The sequence below is a fragment of the Paenibacillus sp. G2S3 genome (assembly GCF_030123105.1).
GTDB lineage: Bacteria > Bacillota > Bacilli > Paenibacillales > Paenibacillaceae > Paenibacillus_AQ.
The window spans coordinates 539225-551528 of sequence record NZ_CP126095.1; the positions used below are offsets into that span (position 1 = coordinate 539225).

Here is a 12304-nt window from a genome sequence, read left to right on the forward strand (position 1 = left end):
AACACAGTATTGTTTAAAAGGCAAATATAATAATGAATTCCAAGATAAGGGTTGTTTGCTTTAGAAGGGGAACAAGCAGAGCAAGAGAGAGCGTTTGATTTGAATATATCGTATGCTGGATTATTTGTGGATTAATTCGGAAAAGCTAGAAAGCCAGAGTAAATGGAGCTGTGGTGGTTATTTTGCGTGCCTATTTTGTGAACTGTTCTCTAAAACTTACATTAAACCCCAACATTGATTGAAGGATTGGGGGTAGACCGTTATAATTAATAAGTCTGGTTTTTAATTAAAAAATAAGGGAGATTTTTATGAAACGCGCAGATGTGTGGTTGATTTCCATCGTGTTGATTGCTGCGCTCGCTTTTCTCGCACCGAGATGGTTTTCGGACAATGATGATAAAGGTGGGGCCGGTAAAAATCTCGTAGCCAATGTAACGGTGGACGGCGAGTTATTTAAAACGGTAAAGCTTACAAAAGAAGAACAAACCATTGAGGTCCGTACCGATCGAGGTTACAACATCTTGAAGGTGCATGATTACGGGATTGAAATGTATGATGCCGACTGCCCGGATCAAGTATGCTTAGGTTTTGGTTTTATTACCCTGCCCAAACAGACGATTGTCTGTCTACCGCATAGAGTATTAGTGGAAATCACAAGTGCGTCGGGGGAGGATGATATAGATGCCTATGTCCAGTAGTGAATCTGCAACAGCTTTAAAAAGAACGGTAATTATTGCGATTTTCGCTGCAGTGGCGGTAGTGCTTAGTCTAATAGAGGCACAGATTCCGTTATCAGGAATGGGACTGGTGCCTGGTGCTAAACTAGGATTAGCTAACATTATGATTTTGACGTGTATTTACTTTTTACGTGGACGGGATGCATTCCTGCTTGTCATACTCAAAACGTTGCTTACTGCATTTCTCCTAGGTACTTTTTCAAGCTTACTATTCAGTTTATTCGGTTCGCTGTTTAGCTTTGTTGTAATGTTCGTGTTAATGCTGATTAGTGGCAAAGGCAAGAGTATAAGCTTGATCGGAATTAGTATAGCTGGTGGGATTGCACATAATATTGGTCAGCTGCTGGCAGCTTCTATGGTATTCTCATCCCTTAGTATTTTTTATTATCTTCCCATGCTGCTGATCACTGGAGTAGTAACAGGAATTGCCGTGGGCTATGCAGTCCGTTATTTGGTGGCTTCATTGTCAAAAATATCGCTGTTTGAAGAATTTTTGGACTGATTAGTCACATCAGCGGAAGGATGACTAACATGAATGAATCATATGAAGGTCAAGAATTAGAGGGAGAAGGACAAGCTATCATCTCTCTGGATGGGGTATCGTTTGGTTATGATCCTGAGCATCCGATTCTTCAAAATATAACGTTATCTATTTCACAGGGACAATGGGTTAGCTTGGTTGGTCCTAATGGCTGCGGGAAGTCTACGTTAGTTAAGCTACTAAATGCTTTGTTACCTAAGAGTGCTGGCGAGATTGTGGTTAGTGGTATGCAACTAAGTGAGGAAACGATCGGAAGTATTCGGCAATGCATCGGTATGGTGTTCCAAAATCCAGATAATCAGTTTATTGGAGCCACTGTAGAGGAAGATATCTTATTCGGCCTGGAAGGGCTTTGTTTGTCGTACGAAGATATGGCAGAACGCCTGCATGCGTATACGACGAGGCTGGGAATAAATCATCTATTGTCCAAGCACCCAGGTGAGCTCTCTGGAGGTCAGAAGCAGCGTGTCGCTATTGCCTCCATTCTTGCTATGGAACCAGGCATCGTCATTTTCGACGAGGCCTCTTCTATGTTGGATGAGGGAAGCAGAAATGATCTTCTTGGCATTTTGCAGGATATGCGAGCGGAAGGGAAGTATACGATCCTTATGATTACGCATGATGCAGATGAGATTTTGGCATCGGACCGGGTGCTTGCGCTGCATGGAGGTGGTTTGGCTGCTGATGTTACACCGGCGGAGCTGTTCCGGGACGAGGAGCTTATGCAAAAATGCCATCTGCGCGAACCGTATCCGTGGCGTCTTGCCCGCGAGCTGCAGAAGCAGGGTATTCATGTGGATGTTCCCGCCAGTGAAAAGGAGCTTATAGACACGTTATGGCCATAGAATTACAGCAAGTAAGTTACTCCTATGCTGACCGAAGCCTATGGAAGCTGACGGCGCTCCGCGACATTAATCTCAGCGTTCCACTAGGCTCTATGGTTGGTATTGCTGGGGCGACAGGCTCTGGTAAATCGACGCTGCTGCAGTTGTTTAACGGGATATTGAAACCAACGGAGGGTACGGTAAAAGTACTCGATGTAACCATCAAGGCGGGTGAGAAATCACCTAAGCTAATGCCACTACGCCGTAGAGTCGGATTGGTATTTCAATTTCCAGAGCAGCAAATGTTTGAAGAGACGGTCGAAAAGGATCTTATCTTCGGTCCACTTAACTTCGGCATGAGCCCCGAAGAGGCAAAGGCACGTGCGAGACAGGCTATGTTGGATATGGGTCTGGATCTGGCGCTGCTAGAGCGGAATCCTTTTAAATTGAGCGGTGGGCAAATGCGCAAGGCAGCTATCGCATCCGTGCTAGCTATGGACCCTGAGGTCATCGTTCTAGATGAACCTACGGCTACGCTTGATCCCATCAGCCGTGCAGAGCTAATCCGCTTGCTGGAGCGATTATGTCGTGAGCAGGGCAGAACGATCATCGTCGTCACACATCGGATGGATGAGCTATTGCCTTACGCGGACAACTGGCTTGTCCTTAAAGAGGGCAGCACGGCGTTTCAGGGCAGCGTTAAGGCGCTGGCAGATAACCCTTCGATTCTGGAACAGTGTGGCTTGACGGTTCCGCAGTCCCTTCGTTACTGGCGTGCAGTAGCTGATCGCTTTGGTCTTACGGATGAAGCGCCTCGCTTAACGGCAGAGAGCTTAGCGGAGCTAATCGCTTCGCTGCCATCTGGATCAGGCAACTCTAGCGAGCAGCACGAAGGAAAGAGGGATGGCCATGAATGAGAAGCTAATCATAGGGCGCAGTATTGAGACCGGTTCATGGGTGCACAAGCTAGATGCGCGTGCCAAAATCACCGGAATGCTATTATACGTAGCCGTTATCCTGCTCTCCCGTTCATGGATGGCTATGGCGCTGCTGGCTATTTTCTCAATAGCTGTTATGGCTTCCACTCGGATTCCGCTTAAATACTTCCTGAAAGCAGCTAAGCCTTTACGTTATTTAATGCTATTCATCTTTATCGTACAGCTGCTGTCTGTGAAGACGGGGGAGGCGGTGCTGACGCTTGGTTCGTGGTCTGTTTATGAGGGAGGGCTAAGATTAGGCGCATTTTCGGTCATCCGCATGTTCTTTCTGATCACTTTCACGGCGCTACTTACATTCACCACAACGCCGGGTAAGCTGAATCAAGGGCTGGAGGGGATTTTGGCTCCTTTCAAAAAGTTTGGCTTAAAGCCCGACCGTATCACACTGATGATCAGCATTTCCCTTCGTTTCATACCTACGATTCTAGATGAGTCGCAGATTATCATGAAAGCGCAGGCCTCACGGGGTGCCGATCTGAAAGAGCTGCCTTTGAAGGAAAAGGGACGAATGTTAGTCTCTCTGCTGGTTCCGATTATCGCTAGTGCGTTTAGGCGTGCACAGGATCTGGTGTATTCCATGGAAGCCCGTGGCTTTCGTATGGATGCTCCGCGTAGTCAGTATCACCGCCTAAGGTGGGGTATATTCGATACTGTTTTTATTACTATGTTTATTGTAATGGGGATTGCAGTAGCTTTGGTGTAAAGTACAACTTGTATGGAGAGTATCAACTTGGGAGGGAACTTGAATGGCACGTTATTTTAACGGTAGAGAGATTGAATTATTAGCACCCGCAGGAACGTTTGAGATTTTCAAGGAAGTGATCCAGTCACGATGTGATGCAGTGTACTTTGGTGGACCCGTATTGAATATGAGAATGATGCGAAAAGGATATAATCTGTCTCATGAGGAGATCGTAGAGGCGCTAGATATTGCTCACCGTCTAGACAAAAAAGTGTATATCACAGTGAATAACCTATTTAGCGAAGAAGATGTGGAAGAGGCTAGAGAATATCTGCGTTTCCTTGACAGTGCTCGTCCGGATGCATTGATTGTTCAGGATATGGCAGTACTGGAGCTAATTCGCGAGATGGAGCTTAATCTTGCTATTCACTCTTCGGTCATGATGAATGTTCACAATCTGGAAATGATCTACGCATTGCGTGATCTGGGTGTAAGTCGTGTGGTTACTTCGCGGGAAATGGATTTGCAGACAGCTAAGCTGCTAGGTCAGCGGAGTGGGATGGAACTGGAGTATTTTATTCACGGGGATATGTGCTCGGTTCACGGTGCGAATTGTTATTTCAGCTCCCATGTATTCGGTATGAGCAGTAACCGTGGGAAATGTATGAAGCCATGCCGCTGGGATTATCGGGTTAAAAAAGACGGGTATGTATATCCGGCTGAATACCCACTAGCTGTAAAAGATATGTTCATGTATGAGCATCTTCCGGAATTGATTGAATCAGGGATTACCTCCTTCAAAATAGAGGGCCGCATGCGGGATAAGGAATTTATGGTTATGCTAGCGAATAGCTACGGCGAAGCTATTGATCGCTATATTGATGATCCGATAGGTTTTGATCGCACGGTCGATACGAAAGAACTTTATAACAACCGTAAACGTGACTTTTCGACGGCGTATGCTTTCGGCAAACCAGGTCTGGCTAACATTAACCGCCGTTATGAAGGTACTGGTAAATTCTATAGCACTGGAAAAGTATTCAGTACACCAACTGCAGAGCGTGAGTTGTCTGAGAAACGAGTTGAGCAGCTGCGGGAAAGATTGGCTGAGGTCAAGCAGCCGCAGAAGACAAAAGCTAAGTTAGCTGTACGTGTGAATAATATGGATCAGGCACGGATGGTCTTAGAGCTTGGCGTAGATAGCCTGTACTTGCCAGGGGATGTATTTGAACCAGATAAACCTTTTACAAAGCGTGACATCAAGGAACTGGGTGAACTGAAGGGCGATAGCAAAATCTACTTGGGATTGCCACGTATGATGACCGAGCTGCATTTTGACCAATATGATCAATTGCTTGGCGGAGAACGCTTGCCGATTGACGGTCTTATCGTTACAAATTTAGGAGCCATTCGTCGTTATAACAATACAGGTTATCCGCTAATTGGGGACAGTAATTTAAATGTATACAATCATCTTTCAGCGCAATTATATACTAACTTAGGTTTGACTCAGCTTTCGGTGTCTCCGGAAATGACGTTAGAGCATTTTGCTACCTTTGCCTCTAGTTGTGAAACGCCTTTGGAAGTTGTTGTTCATGGTACGCCTGCACTAATGTATATGGAACATGATCTTTATGAGAATACGGAGTTAATGGAGCCTATTGCTGAAGAGGATAATCAATATGTACACAATAATGTATTGGTCCTAAAGACAGACAAAGGTGAGAATCCGGTATATCGTGATCAGCACGGCCGTTGCCATCTTTTATTCGCAAAAGAGCTCTGCTATTTACCTTTGTTGAGTGAGATGAGTGGACTAGGAATATCAAGCTTCCGCATTGAAGGAGCAACCTATAGCGTCGAACAGCTACGTGAAATTATTGTTTCTTATCAACAGGCAATTAACGGAGTAGATAAGAAGGAAGACATGCTTGGTGGCCTTAAGCCAATCTATGCTGGGTATACTTTGGGCTCGCTGCAGTTCAACTAATTGTATTTAAATGGGAACTAGATATCACCGAGTGATAGGGTGATGCACAGGACTCTATGAATAAGTTACTATTTTCACAAAAAGGAGAGAACCCTTCATGGAACAACAAGACTTCATCGGAAGAGAAGCAGTAGCATCCAAACGTAAGCAGTATTTCTATCCTTGTACACAGCATTTTTACCGTGATGCACCTCAGCTTGTTCGTGGTTCAATGCAGTTTGTTTATGATGAGAAGGGTAAATCCTATACCGATTTCTTTGCGGGTGTATCCGTAGTCGCATGTGGTCACTGTAATCCAGCCATAACGGTACGCACGATTGAGCAGCTGCAGCAGCTGCAGCATACGACAACTATCTACTTAACTCAACCGAGTGTAGACTTGGCTGAACGTTTGGAAGAGGTTATGCCGGGTGGACTACGTCGGACCTTCTTCGTTAACAGTGGCTCTGAGGCTAATGAAGGAGCTTTGCTGCTCGCCCGGATGTATACGGGACGTAAAGGGTTTATAGCGCTGGAGAGCGGATTACATGGCCGTACCAATCTAACTATGAGTGTGACAGGTCTGCCTATGTGGCGTACCGATAAATACTTGGATCATGATGTAGAGTTTATACCGCGCCCTTATCATCCGGATTTATCGCTGGAGGAAGCGGCATCGTTATCCCTGGAATCGCTAGAGCGGGTGCTTGAAGAGAAGGGGAACACTATCGCTGCCATGATCGTAGAGCCAATCCAAGGCAACGGTGGAATGATTATGCCAACCCGAACCTACTTCCGTGATGTAAAAGCATTGTTAGAGAGATACGGTGTACTCCTAATCGCTGATGAAATCCAAACTGGATTTGGACGTACTGGTAAAATGTTTGCTATGGAGCATTTTGACGTTGTGCCCGATATTATAAGTATGGCCAAAGCACTCGGTAACGGAATTCCAGTTGCAGCCTTCGCTACAACCGATGAGATTGCCCTTGCCCTAAATCGTCCTTCAGCTTCCACATTTGGGGGGAATCCGGTATCTGCTGCAACAGCGCTGGCTGTGCTTGATTATATTCGAGATGAACGGCTTCCTGAACGCTCGGTACAACTCGGAGAAAGATTGAAGGCAGGTCTGGAGACTCTACAAGCTCGGTATCCTTCGTTAATCGTTGATGTACGGGGAACTGGACTTATGTTAGGGGCGGAGCTAGCTGGTGCAGATGCTGAAGGCGCAGCGGCACTTACAGATCAAGTGCTGGAGGCGATGAAGGACCGAGGTTATCTAATTGGCAAAAATGGCATAGGGCGCAATGTACTGGCCTTCCAGCCACCGATGATTATTACGGAAGAGGATATCGACGGGATGCTTATCGTCCTGAACGAAGTTCTTGCAGACCATAATCATTAATGGAATTAAACACAGTAGTGAAGAAAGAGGAATGCACGAATGGCGATTCTAAACATATGTAAAACTGCAGGTCTAAAACTAAAAATGTTCAGCGAATTGGTAATGTTCTCTCATACGCTTTTTTCGCTACCATTTGCTATTATATCGATGGTATGGGCTGCAGGGGGCTGGCCATCGGGACATGTGATGATCTGGGGATTGATTGCGTTGATAGGTGCCCGTAATGGCGCAAATGCATTCAATCGGCTGGCGGACCGTACGTTCGATGAACAGAATCCTCGTACGGCACATCGACATCTGCCTCAACGCTTACTGGCGGAAAAAGAAGTTGTTGTCTTTGTTATTGTCAACTATGCCATTTTCATTGTGGCTTCAGGCATGCTTAATTTGCTCTGCTTGATCTTGTCACCAGTGGCGATCGTATTGATATCAACCTATTCTTACACGAAGCGGTTTACTTTTCTCAGCCATTTATATTTAGGGTTTGTTATTGCTTCTGCACCGATTGGTGCATGGTTCGCTGTAACCGGAAATATCGCATTTACACCGTTTGTTATCGGAACGGTGGTTATGCTTTGGATTGCCGGCTTTGATATTATTTACGGCACGCAGGATATCGACTTTGATCGGCGTCATGGTCTATGGTCTATTCCTAGTTTCTTTGGACTGGAGAATGCCCTGCGCATTGCAAAAGGTCTACATTTCATCATGATTATGCTGCTATTGTTCTTATATTTATGGCGGGATCTCGGCTGGATGTATCTGGTGGGGATTGGCATTGCGACGCTGCTCCTGATGACCGAGCATAAGATTATAAAACCATCGAATCGTAAGCTGATGAAGGTGGCTTCTTATAATTTGAATCAGGTGATCAGCATAGTGATTTTATTGTGTACACTGATTGATTTTTTTTATGTTAGCTAGGGAGCAATAAGGCGGTGGTTAGGAAGCAGCACTGCGTGGAATGTTGGACTTTCGATCGCTGTTATTCTCGGATTTCTTTGATTTGAACCGCTATTTGCGGTAGAAATCCGAGAATAGCGTATGCTTTCGAAGTGAGCTTTCCTACGGAAAGCTTTCGGGCGAGCGCTACGCTTCTACAGTTCCAAAATTCCACTCCGTTCCGTCCTAACCTCCAAGCTAACAACAAAAGACAATAGCCTACCCAAAAGGGGGGAGGCAATGGGATCGGAAGCTGGCTACGCGGCTTTCCTTTTTTGTTTTTGTGGGCATCTGCGAGGGGGGGAGAGCAGTGTGAGAGGGCTGAACTAATCTAAGGTAGACTTATAGGGGAAAACTCCCTATATTTCCGAGCTTAAGTGACTTTCGATCTTGTTATAGGGAAAGTCTCCCTCTAAATTGGCTGATTAGTCTATAAACCATACAAATTCAAGTTTTTAGAATCTCCGAGAGCTAAACACGCTCGCGGGCGCTGCGCTACGTTCGGCTTGTTTAGCAAGCACACAAAAAAACGGATACCAACCCAAGTAAATGGGTGGTATCCGTTTTTGATTGCTCCGAGAGCAGGTCCTTAGCGATCACGGTCGGCAAAATATTGCAGTAGCGTATCCAGGTCGGCATGCGCCGGATAGGAGGAAAGCTGCTGAACAATCGCTCCAGCCTTATCCAGGTAGTTCTGACTGAACTGTTCGGCGCGAGCTAGGGCATCGCTTTTTTTAATAAGGGCGAGTACATATGCTACCTCGGCGTCGGAAGAATCAGGGCCGATTGCACGAATCACAGGCGAAAGCTTTGGATCCTGTAATGCATAAAGCACTGGCAGGGTAACCTGACCATGGCGCAGATCGCTGCCAGCTGGCTTACCCAGTACAGCCTCGGACTGAGTGAAATCCAGCAGGTCATCTTGTATTTGAAATGACATCCCTAAGGCTTCACCAAAGGTATACAGAAGGTTGGCGACTTCCTCTGAGCTTTCAGTGGATAATGCACCCACACGTAAGCAGGTAGCCATAAGAAGAGCCGTTTTGTTTAAGGACTTCTCCAGATACTGGTCCATTGTAATTTCATAATCAAAGGCATGTTCCATTTGCTGATACTCACCTAGGCAGAGCTGAGCGGTAGCTACAGAAGATAAGTCATGAACATATTTGTTTTTGTCTCCGGTATATTTGCTTAGCAGTTCGATAACCCGGGCGGACATATAATTGCCAATATGCACAGCTGATAGTGTGCCCGTCTTAGTATGTAGGGCGGGTTTGCCCCGCCGTAACTCAGAATCGTCAATGATATCATCATGAATTAATGAGGCAACATGAATAAATTCAGCGGCAGCAGCTAATTGAAGCGCTCTTCGACCCGTATCCTTTCGGCCAAAGCGACTGCCAACAATGACCATAAGAGGACGGAGGCGTTTACCTCCAGAATTTATAAGCTCAAGAACACTCTGCCCGAGTTGAGATTTCTTAGGAACATCCTTATCACGTGCCACAAGATTTACAATTTCACGATTAATTTCATTTATGTCTATGTTTAAGGACTCATGCAGCTTCATCTTATAGATCCCACCTGTCAAATGGCTTTGCTTGTGCGACTACGCTGTCTGCACTCTTGAATCAAGAACTGTTCGATTCCAGCCGCTGGATCATGTTCCGCGAAGTCTCCATTTGACCGTCTAATTTGCATTTTTTTGATCGAAGGAGCTAGATAAGCAACTAGGTCGAGCTCACGGCATTTCACCGCAAACTGAAGGTAAAAGCTATACAAATAATCTCCATCCAAAATGTTGCGTGTAAGGTCGGGATGATGTGGGATACATTCCATATGGCGCTCAGCTGCCAAAGTGAGAATAGTGTAAATACCCAGCAAATTGACTTTGCGGTTGTATTCCAGATCATGGCGTTCTAGTACCGAGATTAGCTGCTCACATGCAGCCGGAGAGGGATTAAGCTCAATTCCGGCAATAGGTGACATTTCAGTATGCAACAACCGGAGGGTATCTTCTATGAGTTGTTTGTTCACAAGATTCTCTCCTTCTTGTCGGTTTTGCCGGAAGCAACCATACCCTTGATCATCCCTACAAAACCATTCATTAAAGAATAAATTCACCATTTCCTGATATTAGGAAGATTATTTTCTTCTTGTAAATAAGGAGAGTAATGTGTCCTAGGGACACATTACTCTGAAGTACATCCATATTTAGCTTTACTGACATATAATCTACATATTTGTTTTGAAATAAATTACACGAATTCAGGACTTAATAATCAGTCGGTGTAAAGATACCAGCGTCTGACGATCGGAATTCTCTTCCAATGTTTCTTAAGCCAAGGAAGTACATAGTAATCTAGGCCAAACGTGCTGCCCGATCCGCCGATGCAGGCGATACCCGCGCCAACATACCATAACATTTCTGTAGAAGCCATTTTGGTCGACCAGATCATGACGGACATGGCTATCGTCGCTATAGAAGCAATAGCTGTGAATAGGCCAACGATGAGCATAATACCGAACACGATTTCTGCACATACCATACCGATTTGGAACCATTTCGCGAGGAAAGTATAACTTCCGTCGTTGTTGTAGAACATCAAATCCATGAACCAATTTGTAATATTATACACAAAACCAGGAACTGGTAATGCTTCAACCGCTTCTTTTGCAGTGGATACTGCTGAAGCTGCAGATTGTGCATCTACTGTTGTTTTAACTGCATCCACCGCTACACTGGCTGCTGATGAAGCATCCGTTGCAAAAGGAGCGGCAGGAATTAGGAATATCTTGTTCGGATCTTCCCAAATTTTCCGTAGCTTATCAATACCTTCATATAACCACATTCCACCAAGCAGCATGCGAAGCGGAACGAGCCAGAAGTTAGGTGAACGCTTGGAGAAGTGTCCGCCCAAGAAACTCTTTCGGTTCTCAACATGGAAGAACTCATGCATCATGTAAGTCCATACTTTATTGAAGCCGACAACCTGAGACAGGTAGAACATATTGATAAAGTGTTTGGATAGCATTGCCATGAAGCCAGTAAGCATAAAGAACTTGCCTGGCAGACCAACGTTTGCTACCCCGTAGCGGCTACCGATGGACACCATGGTACCGTGGAAGCCTGGTTTGTAAGCTTTTTTAGCAGTGTTTTGAATGTCAGCTGCAATGTTACCAGCAACGATCGGAGCTGCTTGTTCAGCATTCTCAACCATTTGTGGTACAGGACGAGTTTCACCTTCAGGAATGAAGAAAATATTGTCCCCTACTACATATACGTTCTTATGATCTACACTTTCAAGGTTCTCATTCGTAACAATACGTTTGCGTCCTTGTTGTTGTACTTCAAGTCCACCAACGACTTCAGAACCTTCAACACCTGCAGTCCAAACGATGGTTTGTGAAGCGACAACGTTTTTCTCACCAAGGGCAACACTACCTTCGCCTACTTCAGTGATCTTGGCGCCTGTAACAATTTCCACGTTCAGTTTGCGAAGGTGAGCTTCAGCTTTTTGAATCAGCTTATCTGGAAGGATAGGCAGAATCTTCGGAGCCATATCAGCCACAATCAATCTTACTTCGGATGGGTCGATATAGAACTCCTTGCACAATTCCTCGCGTTGCTCAGCCATTTCCCCAACAAGCTCGACACCTGTAAAGCCGGCACCAATGATAACGAAAGTTAGCATTGCACGGCGTACAGTTGGATTTTTCTCCATAGCGGCTTTGGTATACATGTCGCGGATTTGACGTTTCAATGCTACCGCATCATCGTAAGACCAGAAGGAAAAGGTATTCTCTTCTGCACCTGGAATGCCGAAGAAGGTTGGTTTGCTACCTGTTCCGATTACAAGGTAATCGTACGCATAGGTAGTTTTATTGGATTTAAGTTTCTTACCTTTGAAATCAATATTGCTGATTTCGTCAAGAACAACATTCACTTTAAGACCAGCAAAGATTTTCTTTAGATCGATCTTGATTGAATCCTCTGGTGCACGGTTCGCGGCAACCTCATGCAGCTCAGTCAATAGAGTGTGATATGGATTCCGGTCGATCAGTGTGATTTCAACATCTTTGTTTTTCTTAAATTTCTTTGCCAGTTTCTTAGCCGTAAGTACGCCGCCGTAGCCGCCGCCCAAAATGACTATTTTTTTCAAAAGAAATTCACCTCATTCGTCTGATTAACTGCAGAAGGTTATG

General features: G+C 45.2%; 11 protein-coding genes. 8 read left to right on the plus strand and 3 right to left on the minus strand.

Annotated features, from left to right (window positions below; translation table 11 throughout):
* Positions 1-308: 308 nt before the first annotated feature.
* The 8 genes from QNH28_RS02410 to QNH28_RS02445 all read left to right on the plus strand — a co-directional run bounded on the left by QNH28_RS02410 (position 309) and on the right by QNH28_RS02445 (position 8080).
* The gene (locus QNH28_RS02410; RefSeq protein ID WP_283910014.1) at positions 309-698 is read left to right on the plus strand and encodes a NusG domain II-containing protein; all 390 of its coding nucleotides are present in this window, start codon (positions 309-311) and stop codon (positions 696-698) included.
* Positions 682-1239, plus strand: coding sequence for a Gx transporter family protein (locus QNH28_RS02415; RefSeq protein WP_042123757.1), 558 nt, complete (start codon positions 682-684; stop codon positions 1237-1239). Before QNH28_RS02410 ends, QNH28_RS02415 begins: the two co-directional genes overlap by 17 nt.
* Before the next feature lie 29 nt (positions 1240-1268).
* Complete coding sequence (locus tag QNH28_RS02420; RefSeq protein WP_283910015.1) at positions 1269-2123, plus strand: ATP-binding cassette domain-containing protein; 855 nt, start codon at positions 1269-1271, stop codon at positions 2121-2123.
* Positions 2114-3019, plus strand: coding sequence for an energy-coupling factor transporter ATPase (locus QNH28_RS02425; RefSeq protein ID WP_283910016.1), 906 nt, complete (start codon positions 2114-2116; stop codon positions 3017-3019). Before QNH28_RS02420 ends, QNH28_RS02425 begins: the two co-directional genes overlap by 10 nt.
* Positions 3012-3803, plus strand: coding sequence for an energy-coupling factor transporter transmembrane component T family protein (locus QNH28_RS02430; protein ID WP_283910017.1), 792 nt, complete (start codon positions 3012-3014; stop codon positions 3801-3803). Before QNH28_RS02425 ends, QNH28_RS02430 begins: the two co-directional genes overlap by 8 nt.
* 43 nt (positions 3804-3846) lie before the next feature.
* Positions 3847-5772, plus strand: coding sequence for a peptidase U32 family protein (locus tag QNH28_RS02435; protein WP_283910018.1), 1926 nt, complete (start codon positions 3847-3849; stop codon positions 5770-5772).
* Between the two features lie 97 nt (positions 5773-5869).
* The gene (locus QNH28_RS02440) at positions 5870-7156 is read left to right on the plus strand and encodes an aspartate aminotransferase family protein (RefSeq protein WP_283910019.1); all 1287 of its coding nucleotides are present in this window, start codon (positions 5870-5872) and stop codon (positions 7154-7156) included.
* 39 nt (positions 7157-7195) lie between these two features.
* Positions 7196-8080 (plus strand): UbiA-like polyprenyltransferase, encoded by an 885-nt coding sequence (locus QNH28_RS02445; protein ID WP_076300130.1) that lies wholly within the window; start codon positions 7196-7198, stop codon positions 8078-8080.
* 607 nt (positions 8081-8687) lie between these two features.
* Here the strand turns inward: QNH28_RS02445 and QNH28_RS02450 are convergent.
* The 3 genes from QNH28_RS02450 to QNH28_RS02460 form a co-directional block, all read right to left on the minus strand.
* On the minus strand, positions 8688-9668 hold the full coding sequence (locus QNH28_RS02450) for a polyprenyl synthetase family protein (protein WP_283910020.1): 981 nt from the start codon (positions 9666-9668) through the stop codon (positions 8688-8690).
* A gap of 17 nt (positions 9669-9685) precedes the next feature.
* On the minus strand, positions 9686-10135 hold the full coding sequence (locus QNH28_RS02455) for a hypothetical protein (protein ID WP_042184507.1): 450 nt from the start codon (positions 10133-10135) through the stop codon (positions 9686-9688).
* Between the two features lie 245 nt (positions 10136-10380).
* The gene (locus QNH28_RS02460) at positions 10381-12261 is read right to left on the minus strand and encodes an FAD-dependent oxidoreductase (RefSeq protein ID WP_283910021.1); all 1881 of its coding nucleotides are present in this window, start codon (positions 12259-12261) and stop codon (positions 10381-10383) included.
* Between the last annotated feature and the right edge of the window lie 43 nt (positions 12262-12304).